Here is a 14888-nt window from a genome sequence, read left to right as displayed (position 1 = left end):
CCGGTGCTGTTGTCACACAATGCATCCGGCACGGTGTCGAGTCCCCCGTGCAGGTGGGATCCGGCGAGTCGATTGACGACTTCGTTGACATTCATCGGGTCCACCGATCAACCTTCCGGTACCTTGCGTACCTCACCTCGATACATCCTTCTTCTATTCGGTGCCGAACGCCCGGCGGATAAAAATTATTTTAGAGGATTCTCGCGATCCGACGTTTTCGCGCTCTTCGGCAGGCACCGTTGCGAAATTGCTGCAGAACATTCCCGGTGATGACGTGGGGATGCGCGGGGTGCCGTTACGAAAACGAGGCCCGCGCAGTTTTCGATATCGAATCGGTCACCGGTAACAGCATTCACAGGAACCCCACGAAAACCACTTCGCCCATCGGGCGGGCCGGCTCCCCCCGCGGGCCGCCCGACGCCGGGGACCCGTCACCGACGGGCTCGGAAACTCGATTCTCGGTTCCGCATGTGCCGATTACTGGAATGAGTCATACTTCGGATCGTGTCCACTACGGCGGATTTCGAGCGCATGCTGCGCCGCGCCGCGCTGCGGGTCACCGCCCCGCGGATCGCGGTACTGGCCGCTGTGCACGAGCACCCGCATTCCGATACCGACACCATCCTCGGTCTGGTTCGGGGCACTCTGGGCACGGTGTCTCATCAGGCGGTGTACGACGTATTGCGTGCGTTGACCGAGGCGGGCCTGTTGCGCCGGATCCAGCCGATGGGTTCGGTGGCCCGTTACGAGACGCGGGTGGGTGACAACCACCATCACCTCGTATGCCGCTCCTGCGGTGTGATCGCCGATGTCGACTGCGCCGTCGGCGAAGCGCCATGCCTGACCGCGGCCGACGACAACGGATTCCGGCTCGACGAGGCCGAGGTCATCTACTGGGGTCTGTGCCCTGTCTGTTCCCCGTCGTCCCCCTCTCGATCACAGCCGTGATCACAGCCCGATTCACGCATCCGGAAAGGAAATACCGTGCCTGAGGAACATCCGCCCATCGCCGAGGCCAATACCGAACCCGCATCCAGTGGCTGCCCTGTCGTGGGTCAGCGCAAGTACCCGGTCGAAGGTGGCGGCAACCGGGACTGGTGGCCGGAACAACTGAATCTGCGGATCCTGGCGCACAATCCGGCCGAGATCAATCCGCTGGGAGCGGATTTCGATTACGCCGCGGAGTTCGCGACCCTGGATCTGGCACAGGTGAAGGCCGACATCATCGAGGTGATGACGACCTCGCAGGACTGGTGGCCGGCCGACTTCGGTCACTACGGTCCGCTGTTCATCCGCATGGCGTGGCACGCCGCGGGTACCTACCGCATCGAGGACGGCCGCGGCGGCGCCGGGTCGGGTATGCAGCGGTTCGCCCCGCTGAACAGCTGGCCCGACAATGCGAGCCTGGACAAGGCGCGCCGGCTGTTGTGGCCGGTGAAGCAGAAGTACGGGCGCAAGCTGTCGTGGGCGGATCTCATCGTCTACACCGGCAATGTCGCCCTGGAGTCGATGGGCTTCGAGACGTTCGGTTTCGGTGGCGGCCGCGTCGACGAGTGGGAGCCCGAGGAGGTGTATTGGGGCCCGGAGGACACCTGGCTGGGTGACGAGCGGTACTCCGGTCAGCGCGACCTGGAGAATCCCCTGGCCGCGGTGCAGATGGGGTTGATCTACGTCAATCCCGAAGGGCCCAACGGCAATCCCGATCCCCTGGCGGCGGCGATCGATATTCGCGAGACCTTCCGCCGGATGGCGATGAACGACGTCGAGACCGCGGCATTGATCGTCGGCGGGCACACCTTCGGCAAGACCCACGGCGCGGGCCCGGCCGACGATGTGGGCCCCGAGCCGGAGGCGGCGCCGCTGGAGCAGATGGGCCTGGGCTGGAAGTCCAGCTTCAACACCGGTGTCGGCAAGGACGCGATCACCAGTGGTATCGAGGTGACGTGGACGCCGACCCCGACCACGTGGGACAACACCTTCCTCGAGGTCCTCTACGGCAACGAGTGGGAGAAGACCAAGAGCCCGGCCGGTGCGTGGCAGTGGACGCCGAAGGACGGCACCGCCACCGTCCCCGACGCCTTCGAAGCGGGCGCCACTCGCGCTCCGGCGATGCTGACCACCGACCTGTCCATGCGCGAGGACCCGATCTACGGGCCGATCACCCGCCGCTGGCTCGATCATCCCGAAGAGCTGGCCGACGAGTTCGCCCGGGCCTGGTACAAGCTGATCCACCGCGACATGGGACCCAAGGTCCGGTACCTGGGTTCGCAGGTGCCCGAGGAGACGCTGCTGTGGCAGGACCCGATTCCGGCGGTCGATCACGAGCTGATCGGCAATGCCGACATCGCCGCGCTCAAGGCCAAGATCCTGGCCTCGGGCCTGACCGTGGCACAGCTGGTGTCGACCGCATGGGCGTCGGCGTCGTCGTTCCGCGGCAGTGACAAGCGCGGTGGCGCCAACGGCGGCCGGTTGCGCTTGCAGCCGCAAAGTGGCTGGGAGGCAAACGATCCCGACGAACTGGCGCAGGTGATCCGCACGCTGGAAGGGGTGCAGGAGGCATTCAACGCCGAACAGAGCGGACCGGTGCGGGTCTCGTTCGCCGATGTGGTGGTACTCGGCGGCGTCGCGGCGATCGAGAAGGCCGCCGCCGACGGTGGTTTCACGGTGACGGTGCCGTTCACGCCGGGCCGTGCCGATGCCACCCAGGAGCTCACCGATGTGGAGTCGTTCTCCCATCTCGAGCCCAAGGCCGACGGTTTCCGCAACTATCTCGGTAAAGCCACCCGGCTGCCGGCGGAATATCTACTGGTGGACAAGGCGAATCTGCTGCGGCTGACGGCGCCGGAGATGGCGGTGCTCGTCGGTGGACTGCGGGTGCTGGGCGCCAATCACAAGCAGTCGCAGCTGGGTGTGCTCACCGCGAATCCCGGTGTGCTGAGCAACGATTTCTTCGTGAATCTGCTCGATATGAGCACCGAATGGAAGCCCGCGGCCGCCGATGACGGCACCTATGTGGGTTCGGATCGGGCCACGGGCGCCCAGCGCTGGACCGCGAGCCGGGTGGATCTGGTGCTCGGGTCCAATTCGCAGCTGCGGGCGGTGTCGGAGGTCTACGGCACCGCGGACGCGAAGCAGAAGTTCGTCGACGATTTCGTGGCCGCGTGGACGAAGGTGATGAATGCGGATCGGTTCGATCTGAACTGACCCTGGATGCCGATGCCCCGCGAACCGGTCCCGGTTCGCGGGGCATCGGCGTGTTCGCGGCGGGTGCATGTCGATAGCGGCTCGCCGTCGGTGGTGCGGGTTACAGTCACCGCGAGACCCTTCGGGTACAGGAGGTCGCTGTGGCCGTTCCGCTGCCGGCTTGGCTGGGCGCGCTGGCATTGATCGTCGCATTGCTGCTGTTCGATTTCCTTTTCCATGTGCGCACACCGCATTCGCCGTCGCTGCGGGAGTCGGCGGTGTGGTCGGCGGCCTATGTGGGAGTGGCGGTGGCGTTCGGGTTCGCGGTGTGGGGGTGGGGTGGTTCGGAGATGGGTGTCGAGTATTTCGCCGGCTACATCACCGAGAAGGCGCTGTCGGTGGACAACCTGTTCGTCTTCCTGGTGATCTTCACCGCGTTCCGGGTGCCGGCGGCCGCGCAGCAGAAGGTTCTGCTGGTGGGGATCGTGATCTCACTGGCGGCCCGGACCGGATTCATCTTCCTGGGCGCGACGCTGATCAACCGGTTCGCCTGGGTGTTCTACATTTTCGGCGCGGTGCTGCTGGTGACGGCGGGCAACATGCTGCGCTCCGAAGGTGAGGACGAGCATGCCGGTGACGGCGTGGTGGCTCGGTTGACTCGAAAGGTGCTGCACACCACCGATTTCTACGACGGTGATGCGATGACCACGACGGTGGGTGGCCGACGCAGGCTCACCCCGATGGTGTCGGCGATGATCGCGATCGGCGGCACCGATGTACTGTTCGCCCTGGATTCGATTCCGGCGATCTTCGGCCTGACGCAGACCGTGTTCCTCGTGTTCACCGCGACCGCGTTCTCACTGCTGGGGTTGCGGCAGCTGTTCTTCCTGCTCGAGGGATTGCTGGACCGGCTGATCTATCTGAGTTTCGGTCTGGCGGTCGTCCTGGGGTTCATCGGGGTGAAGCTGATCCTGCACGCGTTGCATCACAACGGCGTTCCGTTCATCAACGACGGTGATCCGGTGCCGGTGAGCGAGATATCGACGGTGTGGTCGCTGGTGGTGATCGTCGCGGTGCTCGTGGTGACGGTGACGGTCTCACTGTGGAGCCCGGCGGGGCGCGCGCAGACCGCGGTGGGCGGTGCGCGCCGATACGCGGAGCGCTATCTGGATCTGGGCTACGAGGCCGATCAGGCGGTGCGGGAGAAGACGTATGCACGGTTACTGGCCGCCGAACGGGTGCTTGCCGGTCTGCCGGAGAAGTACGTGCATCGGTTCCGCGCGGACGACCTGGCGCGGTTGCTCGATCGCGCACATGTGGTGCACGAAGATCGGATGGCACGGATCCGGGCGGGTCGTCCGCTGCGGATGTGAGCCGTGCGCATATCGAGCACACCGTCACCGGACCGGCCGGTGCGGCGGACACAGAGCAGGAGTGAGCAGCCGTGAGCAACGAGGAAGGCACTGCCGAACTGATCACCGTCGGTGACGTACCGACGCTGCGATTCACTCGCCATTTTCCCCATCCCCCGCACCTCGTGTGGCAGGCGATCACCGATCCCGCCCAGCTCGCGGCATGGTTCCCGGCCGCGGTCGAAGTCGAGTTGCGGTCCGGTGCGCCGATGCGGTTCACCTTCGGCGGGCAGCCGGGCGCCGAGGCCCCCTGGGAGGGCGAGGTGCTCGAAGTCGACCCGCCGAAGGTGTTCATGTTCCGCTGGAATCGCGATGTGCTGCGCTTCGAACTGATCGCGGAGGACCCCGGCTGCCGGCTGGTGTTCACCCACGGGCTGGGCCACGGTGCGCGGGGCCGGTGGGGCGCCGCACGCACCGCGGCCGGCTGGGACGGCTGCCTGTCGGTCCTGGCCGACGCGCTCGACGGAACCGGGGTCGACGCCGAGGCCGCACAACAGGACTGGCTGGCGCGCGCGGAAGGGTACGCCGACGCGTTCGGGCTGGCCCGCGGCCACGCCGAACCGGCCCCCGGGGGCGGGATGCGGTTGCGATTCACCCGGGATCTGGTGCCGCAGAACGCCGAAGGCGCGTGGGCGGTACTGGTCCAGGACTCGGCGCCGGATGTCGGCGCGGAGGCGCCGGTACGAGCGGACAATCCGTCGGTCGCGCCCGGCCCGGTGACAGCGGCGGACCCCGCGCGGGCGCTGGAGTACGAGAGCACGATCGGCGGTGCACCGGCCGGGCGGGTGCGGTGGGAGTTCCTAGCCGATCCCGATACCGGAACCCGACTGGAGTTCACCCACACGCTGCCCCGCGGCTTCGATGAGCAGCGGGCCCGATTACTGGCGGTATGGCAGGTGCACCTGGAGTTGTTCTACGCCGCGTGCCGCGATGTGATCCGATGCCCGTGGCCGCAGCAGCGAGTCACCGAGCTGGCCGCCACCTACGCCGATGCCTGAGCGTGGGCGGCACCCGTACGCGCGGGAATTCTGTTGTCCAGCACCGTCATCAGCCCGATCGCGGCGCCGAGCCCCAGTATGACCCAGGCGATGGCGTGCAGTCCGGCATCGGTGGTGGCCGGGCCGAAGGTCAGCGCGATGAGACTCGAGGAGAAGATCGCCCCCAGATAGGCGAAGGTGCGATACAGCCCCGAGGCCACCGCGACCTGATCGGCGGGCGCTTGCACATACAGTGCGGCCTGGTTGGCGAATCCGGAGAACCCACTGGCCAACCCGAACAGCAGCGACATCGCGATCAGCACGAGAACCGGCGAGGCGTGGGTGATGAACCGCATCATGACACCGGTGGCGGCCAGCGCGATACCGCTGACGATCAGGGGCCAGCGGATCCAGCCGCGGTCGGACACCAGCCGGGCCACGACGATGCTGATCGCCGACAGCGGCAGCAGGATCAGCCCGACCTGGGAGGCGCTGTACCCCGCGGCCTGTTCCATCCATTGACTGGTGCCGTAGAGCGCGGTGTAGGTGCCCAGCGAGACGACGGCCTGGCGCAGGTAGGTGCGTAGCAGGTTGCTGTGGCGGCTGAGCATGCGCACGTCGATGAGCGGGCTGCGGCTGCGCAGTTCCCATCCGATCAGCGCGGCGCCGAGGACGATCGCGATCGGCAGCAGCGCCCAGTGTGGTGAGTCCAGATCCGACAACAGGATCAGCACACTGATCACGGTGCCGGCGAACAGCGCGATCCCGGCGAGATCGACCGCGGCCAGCAGCGAGGCCGGGCGGGCGGGCGTGTGCTCGTCCTCGGGCACCCCGCGCAGGGTCGCCACGAGCGCGACGACCGCCAGCGGTATGTTGACGAAAAAGATTGCGCGCCAGCCGAACACACCGGCCAGCACACCACCGAGCGGCAGACCGACGACGGTGGTGACCTGTGCGGCGATGGAGAAGTTTCCCAGCACCCGCGCGGGCACACCGGTGCCCGTGGTGTCGGCGCGCCGGCGAACCAGCGCCATCGCGGTGGGAAACGCCGCCGAGGTACCGATGCCGATGAGCGCGCGCGACACGACCAGGAATCCGAAAGCCGGTGCGGCGGTACCGATGACGCCCGCGGCGATGAGGATGATCAGTCCGCTGACGAAGATGCGGCGCGGCCCGAACAGAGTGGCCAGTTTGCCCATGGTGGGTTGCGCGACCGCACTGCACAGATACAGCACCGAGATGAGCACGGCGGTGGTGGCCGGACCGCGGTGGAAGTCCACCCCGATTCCGACCAGGGCGGTGGCGATGGTGGAGGTGTTGATCGGATTGAGGGTGGAGCCCAGCAGCAGCGGACCGACGAAACGGGTGGTGAACGGGTCGCTGCGGGCGGATGCGGTGGTGTCGATCGAAGCTGCTGTCACGAGCGCGCCGCCAGGATGTGTAGCACGTCGTCGGTGGTGCCGGTTTCGGCGATGCGACCGAAGATGTGGGCGACGCTGTGGTCGTGACGTTCGGTATCGGGATCGATCATGGCGTCGACGGGCAGGGTCACGTGGAAACCCAGTTCGTGCGCGTCACGGGCGGTGGATTCGACTCCCGCGCCGGTGGCGATGCCGATGACCACGACCTGGGTGACGCCGTCGGCGCGCAGACGGTCGGCCAGTCCGGTGCCGGCGAAGGCGCTGCGGGCATATTTGGTGACGAGGATGTCACCGGGCTGCTGGTCGAGTTCGGGGATGAGAGTGGCCCAGTCCGCGGGCAGGTCCCCCAGGCCGGTGGGGCCGGCATCGGTGCGCCCGGGCGGCGTGCCCGCGACGTTGACCAGGACGACGGGCAGGTCGCGGTGCCGGAATGCCTGAACCAGAGTGGTGGCGTGGGTGACGACCCCCTCGGCGGGCACCCGGCCGACGATGCCGTGCTGCAGGTCGATGACGATGAGCGCGGTGTTGGCGTCCAGGGTGCTGATGGGCATGACGAATTCCTTTGCTGTGCTGAGGTTTTTGTGGCGTCACCAGCGGTGGCGCGCAGCGTCGATCGGCGCGGCCCGGGATGGGGGCGCGCTGGGGTCGTCGGTAGCCCGCTCAGGTGGCGCGGGCGATGCGTTCGAGCAGAGCGACCGCGGTGGCGAGCTGCTCGATTTCGGCGTCGTCGAATTCCGCTTCGATGACGCGGGTGAGCCAGTCCTCTTTGGCGCGGCGTCCGGTGCGGAATTCCTCGCGGGCGGCGTCGGTGAGGTCGAGAACGGTTTTGCGGCCGTCGGCGGGATCCGGTGCCCCGGCGATCAAGCCCGCATCTTCCAGTGTGCGAACGATTTTCGCCATCGATTGCGGGCGCATCCCGGCGGCATTGGCGAGTTCGGTGGCGGTGGCGGGCCCGCCCTGTTCGAGGCGGATGAGTACCGAGCTCTGCGATTTGGTGAGATCGCTGCCCTCGGCCTGGGCACGCAACTGCCGCAGGAGTCCGCTGACGGCGACGCGGAGGTCACCGGCCACCGCGGACGCTGTCACAACGGGTTCTCGGCTCATGTCTCCACCGTACACTTTATTAAGCCAGCTGAACAGTTGGCTTAATAACTATCGAGCCCGCGAAGTCAGTCGGCGCGGCGAACCGCGGCGATGGTGCCGATGCGCGGGTCGGGCAGGGTCACGGGGCGCCCGAGCCCGGCGACCATCTCGTTCCAGCTGCGAAATTCGGTATCCCAGCCCAGTTCTCCCAGCCACCGCTCGATATCGAAGTCCGCTTCGGCGACCGGCTCGAGGGGCACTTCGACATCGGGAGCGACATCGGCGACCATGCGTCGCAGCTCCCGGTATCGCGCACCATCGGGCTCGGCGATCAGCCGGCTCGCCCCGAACAGACTGCCCGGCGCCGACAGTCCCGACAGCGTGGTGACCACTCGCTGATTCCATTGCTGCGTCAGCCGCCCCAGGCTCCCCTCGTCGATCCACGAGGTCGGCAGATCTGTGCGAAAGCCACTGTCCAGCAGAGCTTTCTGCCAATCCGATCGCAGATCGGCGACCACGACGTGGCGCCCGCAGCTCGCCACCGCTCCCACCCGGTCGAGCACCGGCTCCTTGAAGGCGAAGGTCTCGGGCAGATCGATTTCGAAGATCCGCACCCGCGCCGGCAGATCCATCCGGAACGCCCGGGTGTCGAGCCCGGCACCGAGCAGCACGAACTGGCCGATACCGGCATCGACCGCGGCACGGAACCGGTCGTCGACCAGTCGGACGCCGACGGTGCGACCCTCGTAGAACTGATCGGCCAGCGCTGTCAGCCGCGCCCACCGCTGTTCGCCGAATCCGGCCCGCGCCGCGTCGGCGAACGCCTGGGCCAGCGGGTCGGCGTAGAGCCGGTCGGCACGCGCGGTTTCGCGCGCCCTGATGACCGCGACCCCCACGGCGGTCATCGCCACACCAGCCACCGGCACATTCGAGGTCTGCCCGGTCATGATCGCCCCTCCGATTCCGCTGCGTCGTTGCGGCCACGGTAATATTTGCCTTACCGGTCGTCAAGTAATCTGAGAGGGTCGATGGACAGGCGTCGCAGTGATACGCGGGAACGGATCCGCGCGGTGGCCATGGAACTGTTCGCCGAACACGGCTACGACAAGACCTCGCTGCGTGAGATCGCCGAGCGGCTCGGGGTGACCAAGGCCGCGCTCTACTACCACTTCCGCAGCAAGGAGGACATCGTCGTCAGCCTGTCGCAGGATCTGCGCGACGGTATCGACGACATCGTCGCCTGGGCGCGCGCCGAATCGCCGGGCCCGCGGCGGTCCGAGCAGATCGTGCTGCGTTACGGCGCGCTGCTGCACGATCTCGGCAAGAGCATGATCCGGTTCTGGACCGAGAACCAGTCCGCGTTCCGGGCACTGGACATCGGCACCGGGCTGCGCTACCAGTTCCGGGTACTGGGCGACCTGGTCGCGGCACCGCAGCAGTCACCACTGGCGGTGTTCCACGCCCGCCAAGCACTGCTCGCGGTGAGCTGGAGCCTGTCGATGATGGGCGATCTGGACCTCGACGACGAGCAGAGCAATGCGGCGGCGACCCGGATCGCGCTCGACATCCTCGCCCGGATGTGAGGAACGCGCTCAGGCGGAAGGACGCAGGCTGCTCAGTACCCGGATCGCATCCGACAGCGGAATCATCCGGCCGGGCTGTTCGGCCAGCAACCCCATCTCGATGTACTGGCGGATCAGCATCGACGGCGTGATGCAATGCTCGGCGGCCGCCTCGCGGACACGGTCGCGCAGTTCCTTCGGCAACTTCAGTGACGTGGTCACCATGCCGCGCTCGATCTCCGCACCGGTCGGCGGCAACACGGGCGCGGGCGCGGTGTCGTCGAATACCAGCGCGTCCACCAGCGACTGCGGGTCGGCGCCGGGGTTCGGTTCGAAGGTGTGTTCGTCGCTCATCGGTTCGCCTCCCATGCCGTGAATTCCTCGAGCTGTTGCGAGCGCATCTGTGCGGCCATGAGGATCTCCCACGTGCCCCGAGACTGTATCTGCTGAATATGGGCGGATATCGGCAGCTCCCGGAGCAACACCACCAGCGGCCGTCCGTCCTCGGTACGACCCCACACCGTGGCGACCGGAAGTCCGGAGGCGGTGCGGGCCGGGCGCGGCCAGCGCCGAGACGAGTACAGCACCTCCATCACCTCCCAGGGCGCCACATCCGCCCGAGCCAGGAACGAGTGGACTCCGATCCACCATGCGTATTCCACGCAGCCACCATAATACGCGGGTATTACCCAATCGGGCAGTGGTGTGATTCCCGGCGGCTCACCAGATCAGCGTGCGCTCCGGAACGCGCACCCCGGCGAAGAAACGTTTGCCGATATCGCTGCCGTCGTGGTTGTAGGAGTTCATGATCTCGGCCACCTCGTCGGCCAGGTCCTGCAGCGCCGGACTCGGATCGTCGATCCCGCAATCGCTCACCCATCCCCACTCCCGCGGCACCCCCTCGATCGTCACGATGATCTTGCCGACATACGGCGCTGCCACCGAATATCCGATCTCCACCGGTGCGTCGCGGATCGGTGACCGCTCGGCGATCTCGGCACGATGCTGCGGCATGCTGAAGATCTTCGCGAAAGCGATGTCCTGACCGATCATCTCGGCGATGCTCGCCAACGTGGCATGCCGGCCGATCCGGTGATACCGCTGCCCGTAGTCGCGATCGCCCACCGGCCCCGACGACGGATGTTTGGCCAGGATACGATCCAGCATCCGCTGGGCCGCATCGCGTTCGGCCGGCGGTGTGGCTGGATGGTCGATCAGCCGACGCAACCGGGAAATCCTGGGGCTCAGGGCCGGTGCCATCATCGCGGTCCTCTCCTCTTGCTCACGCGGCCGTCGTCAGGGCAGCGGATCGACCAGAACCTGATGGTCGATGCGCCGCAACATATCCGGCCGTGCGGTCAGACACGGCCAATTGCGCGCCACCGCTTCACCGGCGGCTTGTCCGGCCGTGATCAGCGCGTCGGCGTCCGACCGGCCGGCCAGCAGAGCCGCCACCCGCGACGCCGCCCCGGTGTCCAGGCCGGTGACCACGGTGTGCGGCAACTTCAGCAACACCGTGAGGATATCCAGTCGATCCGGTCGAATCAGAGCCTGACCCGCCGCCGCGACCGCAGCGGGTACGACGATCGTGTGCCCGGCCTCCGCCGTCGCCCACGCCACCGCGTGCACATACGGCAGCCGCCGTGTCCAACCCACCACCGCGGCGGTGTCGAACACCACGCCGCCCAGAGCAGCCGGGCTCACGCGGCGCCGGCGCTGGGACGCCGCAGATCCTCCACCGTCAACGGCGGCAATCCCTGCATGCCACGAGCCTGATTCACCAGGTCCAGCGGCGGTACACCCCCGAAGGTGGATTCGATCGCGTCCAAGGAGATGTCGCGATCCATCCGGTCGCGCAGCGCGGCCGACACGTACGCGGACACATTGTCGATCCGCCCCGAGGCCTTCCACCGCTGCAGGGTGGACACATCCTCCTTCGGGACCGAGATCGTCACCTTCTTCGTCTCCGCCATACTGTCAGCGTACGTCAGTATGGCGAGGTGTGGCCGCAGGTCACCGGGGGTCGGCACCGGCGCGCCGTCAGCGCGTGAACACCGTGGCGTTCGCCTCCTGCAACAGCGCGACGAGCTCCTTGGCGGCCGCTTCGTCCAGCTCCGCGAACGCCGGTGCGATCAGCTCGTCGGTCAGTGACTCCGCCGCTTCCCAGCGCTGTCGCATCGCCGCGGTCACCTCCGTCGAGTCGACCCGCTGCCCCCACCCGAACCTGCGCGCCTGTGTGGGACCGTCGGCCAACGGCGAACCACCGATCAGGACCGCCTCGAAGGGCGACAATCCCACGGCTCGCACCGCCATCAGATGCACACCACCGCGCAATTCCCGAAGACAGTGGATCAGCTGCAGCACCTGCCCGGGCGCATCCGTCGCCGCCGGCAGCGCCCGCCAGCCCGCGAACAAGCCCACCCCCGCGACATCGGCACCGGCGACCACGACCCGCAACAGTTCGGCCAGCCGTTCGGCGGAATCGAATCCGGCCAGTGTGCGGCGGCCGAAATCCTGGCACGCGGCCAGATAGCCGGCCGCGGCCTCGGCCGCCGGCATCGACACCGACTCCCACGCGGCACGCACGGTCGCCGGTTCGAAGAACCCGAACGCCGCAGTCACCACATCGGCGTCGACATCACCGAGCACACCACCGCGGCCCCGGGTGTACGGGCCGATGAAACCCGCCACCCCGGTCCTCGCACCGAACGCCTTCGTCTCGCGGGAGAACATGAACGCGCCCCCGATGGTCTGGATCTCGGATTTCACCGCGGCCGGCACCGACACAGCGGTCCCCTTTCGACGAGAACGACCCCCGCGGCCGCTCGGATTGATTCGGCGATCACCCGGAGCCTATCTCGCTCTGGTCAACTAATGCCAGACCGCGTCCGCAACCCGCCATCCGCACCCGGGCCCTTTCCCGTCACCGGGCCACACCAGCGCACGCCCTGTCCGAATTCCCGTATAACGTAGCGGTATCGGCACGTTCGCCACGATTCATGGGAGGATTCACCTAATTCTCGGGTGCGGGCCCGGGTACCACCGATCTCGAAGCGAGCGAGGATGACAGACGACCTCGGCGCGACCGCACCCGACTCCGGTGCCGACCGCGCCGCCGCGACGCAGACCGCGTTGACATCTCTCGTCGCCCGGTTCGCCCAGCAGTGGCAGAACGGGGGCGAACCGCCCGACCTGTCCGCACACCTGCCCGCCGAACCCGCCCTGCGCCGCAGTGCACTCATCGAGCTCATCAAAGTCGACCTGCACGAACGCTGGCAACGCGAACCCGACGCCCCCCGCCTCGCCGACTACAGCCGCCGGTTCCCCGAACTCACCTCCGCGCCACTACCCCCCGATCTCGTCTACGAGGAGATCAACGCCCGCAGTCGCCACAACCACCACGACGTGGACCTCACCGAATACCGGCAGGACTACCCCAACCAGATGGCCCGCATCACCGAAGGATTCGACGTCGAGGGCCACGAGAACCCCGCCCTCGCCGGCACCGGAGCAGACATCGAACCCGCGCTGCGCACCACCATGCTCGCCGACCCCACCGCCCTCGACGCCCTCGACACCATCAACCCCGGCGCCACCGTCGACGACTTCGATCTGCTGCTGCCGCTGGGCCAAGGCGCCTTCGCGCGCGTCTTCCTCGCCCGCCAGCGCTCCATGGGCCGCCTCGTCGCCGTCAAGATCTCCCACGACCGCGGCAGCGAGCCACAGACCCTCGCCCAGCTGGACCACGACAACATCGTCCGCGTCTTCGACAAACGCCAGATCACCGATCAGCACCTCAAACTCATGTACATGCAGTACGTGCCCGGGGGCACCCTGCTCGGCGTCCTGCGCATGCTGCGCCGCACCACACCCGACCAGCGCAACGGGCGGATTCTGCTCGAAGCCATCGACGCCGCCACCACCACCGGCGGTGTCCTCGAACCCCAGCCCTCGGCCACCCGCACCGAAATCTCGCGCCTCAGCTGGCCCGAAACCGTCGCTCGACTCGGCAGCCGACTCGCCGCCGCCCTCGACTACGCCAACCGGCGCGGCATCCTGCACCGCGACATCAAACCCGCCAACGTCCTGCTCACAGCCGACGGACAACCCAAACTCGCCGACTTCAACATCAGCTTCAGCCGCCATCTCCCGGGCGCCAACCCCGTCGCCTACTTCGGCGGCTCGCTGCCCTACATGGCACCCGAACAACTCGAGGCCTGCCATCCGAATTTGGATACGACCGCCGCAGACCTGGACACCCGCGCCGACCTCTACGCCCTCGCCGTCGTCCTCTGGGAACTGCTCACGGGCAGCATCCCTTTCGACGACGGCCACGATGCCGGCGAAACCGAACAATCCCTGCAGGCGATGATCGACCGGCGGCGCACCCCCATCGCCGAACGATTCGACGCCGACCTGCCCCGCGACACCCCCGCGCTGCTGCGCCACGCCCTGCTCACCTGTCTGTCGCCCGACCCCGCCGACCGCTACGCCACCGGAGCCCAACTCGCACAGCAACTCGATCTGAGCCAGGACCGCACCGCCCGCGATCTCGTCGACCCACCCACCAACAGCCTGCGCGCCCGCCTCCGAATGCGCCCCATGCCGGTGGTCACCCTCTCCAGCCTCCTCGGCCATCTCCTCGCCGGGCTCTACCTCGGCTTCCACAACCTGCGCCTCATCCGCGACGCCCTCGGCCCCGAAGCCGCCGGCCAGATCGCGCGCCTCGGCATCGTCATCATCCTCATCGGCTACCCCGTCGCCATCGCCATCCTGCTCTACTGGTGCAGATCGGTCTTCGTCGTCCCCAACGGACTACGCCGCGGCAGACAATTCGGCGCCGACACCCTCGCCGGAGCCCGCGCCGCCACCCTCGCCTGTGGCGACCGCATCGCCATCGCCACCTTCACCGGCTGGCTCGCCGCACTCGGCATCTTCCTCGTCGAACTCCACACCCTCGGCGATCTGCCCGCCGGACTGACCACGAGCCTCATCGCCTGCAACCTCGTGTCCGCGTGCGTCGCGGTCGTGTACACCTATTTCCCGGTCACCTACTTCGTATTGCGCTGGTACTACCCGGGTTTGGTCGCGGCCGGACCCACCACCTCCGCCGACGCCGCGATGCTGCGGCGCATGGTCCACCGCAGCCGCATCTATCTCGGCGTGGCCGCCTGCGTACCACTCATCGGGCGCGGCAGCGGCTCCCGCCCACGCGAACGCACCACTGGTCGCATGTGAATGTCCTAGCAC

16 protein-coding genes are annotated in these 14888 nt (G+C 67.5%); 6 read left to right on the top strand and 10 right to left on the bottom strand.

The window, feature by feature from the left end; translation table 11 throughout:
• The first annotated feature begins 504 nt into the window (after positions 1–504).
• From AB0L57_RS21750 to AB0L57_RS21735, 4 genes are all read left to right on the top strand, one after another.
• Complete coding sequence (locus AB0L57_RS21750; protein ID WP_364964955.1) at positions 505–948, top strand: Fur family transcriptional regulator; 444 nt, start codon at positions 505–507, stop codon at positions 946–948.
• 36 nt (positions 949–984) lie between these two features.
• Positions 985–3204, top strand: coding sequence for a catalase/peroxidase HPI (gene katG, locus AB0L57_RS21745; RefSeq protein ID WP_364964952.1), 2220 nt, complete (start codon positions 985–987; stop codon positions 3202–3204).
• A gap of 140 nt (positions 3205–3344) precedes the next feature.
• Entirely contained in the window at positions 3345–4556 is a 1212-nt protein-coding gene (locus AB0L57_RS21740) for a TerC/Alx family metal homeostasis membrane protein (RefSeq protein WP_364964948.1), read from the top strand.
• A gap of 71 nt (positions 4557–4627) precedes the next feature.
• Positions 4628–5593: an SRPBCC family protein gene (locus tag AB0L57_RS21735; RefSeq protein WP_364964946.1), complete on the top strand. Its 966-nt coding sequence runs from the start codon at positions 4628–4630 to the stop codon at positions 5591–5593.
• Here AB0L57_RS21735 and AB0L57_RS21730 read toward each other — a convergent pair.
• From AB0L57_RS21730 to AB0L57_RS21715, 4 genes are all read right to left on the bottom strand, one after another.
• Entirely contained in the window at positions 5578–6993 is a 1416-nt protein-coding gene (locus AB0L57_RS21730) for an MFS transporter (protein ID WP_364964943.1), read from the bottom strand. The genes AB0L57_RS21735 and AB0L57_RS21730 overlap by 16 nt on opposite strands.
• Complete coding sequence (locus AB0L57_RS21725; RefSeq protein ID WP_364964940.1) at positions 6990–7544, bottom strand: isochorismatase family protein; 555 nt, start codon at positions 7542–7544, stop codon at positions 6990–6992. Before AB0L57_RS21725 ends, AB0L57_RS21730 begins: the two co-directional genes overlap by 4 nt.
• A 109-nt stretch (positions 7545–7653) precedes the next feature.
• The gene (locus AB0L57_RS21720) at positions 7654–8097 is read right to left on the bottom strand and encodes a MarR family transcriptional regulator (protein ID WP_364964937.1); all 444 of its coding nucleotides are present in this window, start codon (positions 8095–8097) and stop codon (positions 7654–7656) included.
• Between the two features lie 65 nt (positions 8098–8162).
• Entirely contained in the window at positions 8163–9023 is an 861-nt protein-coding gene (locus AB0L57_RS21715) for an SAM-dependent methyltransferase (RefSeq protein ID WP_364964934.1), read from the bottom strand.
• Between the two features lie 81 nt (positions 9024–9104).
• Between AB0L57_RS21715 and AB0L57_RS21710 the strand changes: the two genes are divergently transcribed.
• Positions 9105–9659 carry a helix-turn-helix domain-containing protein gene (locus AB0L57_RS21710; RefSeq protein WP_364964931.1) on the top strand — a complete coding sequence of 185 codons (555 nt, stop codon included), beginning with the start codon at positions 9105–9107 and terminating at the stop codon, positions 9657–9659.
• A gap of 9 nt (positions 9660–9668) precedes the next feature.
• Here AB0L57_RS21710 and AB0L57_RS21705 read toward each other — a convergent pair whose 3' ends face one another.
• The 6 genes from AB0L57_RS21705 to AB0L57_RS21680 form a co-directional block, all read right to left on the bottom strand.
• On the bottom strand, positions 9669–9992 hold the full coding sequence (locus tag AB0L57_RS21705; protein WP_364964929.1) for a CopG family transcriptional regulator: 324 nt from the start codon (positions 9990–9992) through the stop codon (positions 9669–9671).
• Positions 9989–10300 carry a hypothetical protein gene (locus tag AB0L57_RS21700; protein WP_364964926.1) on the bottom strand — a complete coding sequence of 104 codons (312 nt, stop codon included), beginning with the start codon at positions 10298–10300 and terminating at the stop codon, positions 9989–9991. The genes AB0L57_RS21705 and AB0L57_RS21700 overlap by 4 nt, the downstream gene beginning before the upstream one ends.
• A gap of 58 nt (positions 10301–10358) precedes the next feature.
• The gene (locus AB0L57_RS21695; protein ID WP_364964924.1) at positions 10359–10901 is read right to left on the bottom strand and encodes a hypothetical protein; all 543 of its coding nucleotides are present in this window, start codon (positions 10899–10901) and stop codon (positions 10359–10361) included.
• 33 nt (positions 10902–10934) lie between these two features.
• On the bottom strand, positions 10935–11342 hold the full coding sequence (locus AB0L57_RS21690) for a hypothetical protein (protein ID WP_364964921.1): 408 nt from the start codon (positions 11340–11342) through the stop codon (positions 10935–10937).
• On the bottom strand, positions 11339–11611 hold the full coding sequence (locus AB0L57_RS21685) for a hypothetical protein (protein ID WP_364964918.1): 273 nt from the start codon (positions 11609–11611) through the stop codon (positions 11339–11341). Before AB0L57_RS21685 ends, AB0L57_RS21690 begins: the two co-directional genes overlap by 4 nt.
• 67 nt (positions 11612–11678) lie before the next feature.
• Complete coding sequence (locus AB0L57_RS21680) at positions 11679–12425, bottom strand: hypothetical protein (RefSeq protein ID WP_364964915.1); 747 nt, start codon at positions 12423–12425, stop codon at positions 11679–11681.
• Positions 12426–12701: 276 nt separating this feature from the next.
• Here AB0L57_RS21680 and AB0L57_RS21675 point away from each other — a divergent pair, with 276 nt between their 5' ends.
• Positions 12702–14876: a serine/threonine-protein kinase gene (locus tag AB0L57_RS21675; protein WP_364964912.1), complete on the top strand. Its 2175-nt coding sequence runs from the start codon at positions 12702–12704 to the stop codon at positions 14874–14876.
• The last annotated feature ends 12 nt before the right edge of the window (positions 14877–14888 follow it).

This window comes from Nocardia sp. NPDC052254, assembly GCF_040679495.1.
GTDB lineage: Bacteria > Actinomycetota > Actinomycetes > Mycobacteriales > Mycobacteriaceae > Nocardia.
The sequence above is the reverse complement of the archived record's forward strand: the minus strand, read 5'-3'. Positions and strand labels throughout refer to the sequence as shown.

What these genes read in the sequence shown, in the direction of transcription:
- AB0L57_RS21675 (WP_364964912.1), top strand. Translation starts at nt 12,702, where the DNA reads ATGACAGACGACCTCGGCGCGACCGCACCCGACTCCGGTGCCGACCGC.
- AB0L57_RS21720 (WP_364964937.1), bottom strand. Translation starts at nt 8,097, where the DNA reads ATGAGCCGAGAACCCGTTGTGACAGCGTCCGCGGTGGCCGGTGACCTC.
- AB0L57_RS21725 (WP_364964940.1), bottom strand. Translation starts at nt 7,544, where the DNA reads ATGCCCATCAGCACCCTGGACGCCAACACCGCGCTCATCGTCATCGAC.
- AB0L57_RS21710 (WP_364964931.1), top strand. Translation starts at nt 9,105, where the DNA reads ATGGACAGGCGTCGCAGTGATACGCGGGAACGGATCCGCGCGGTGGCC.
- AB0L57_RS21695 (WP_364964924.1), bottom strand. Translation starts at nt 10,901, where the DNA reads ATGATGGCACCGGCCCTGAGCCCCAGGATTTCCCGGTTGCGTCGGCTG.
- AB0L57_RS21685 (WP_364964918.1), bottom strand. Translation starts at nt 11,611, where the DNA reads ATGGCGGAGACGAAGAAGGTGACGATCTCGGTCCCGAAGGAGGATGTG.
- AB0L57_RS21715 (WP_364964934.1), bottom strand. Translation starts at nt 9,023, where the DNA reads ATGACCGGGCAGACCTCGAATGTGCCGGTGGCTGGTGTGGCGATGACC.
- AB0L57_RS21705 (WP_364964929.1), bottom strand. Translation starts at nt 9,992, where the DNA reads ATGAGCGACGAACACACCTTCGAACCGAACCCCGGCGCCGACCCGCAG.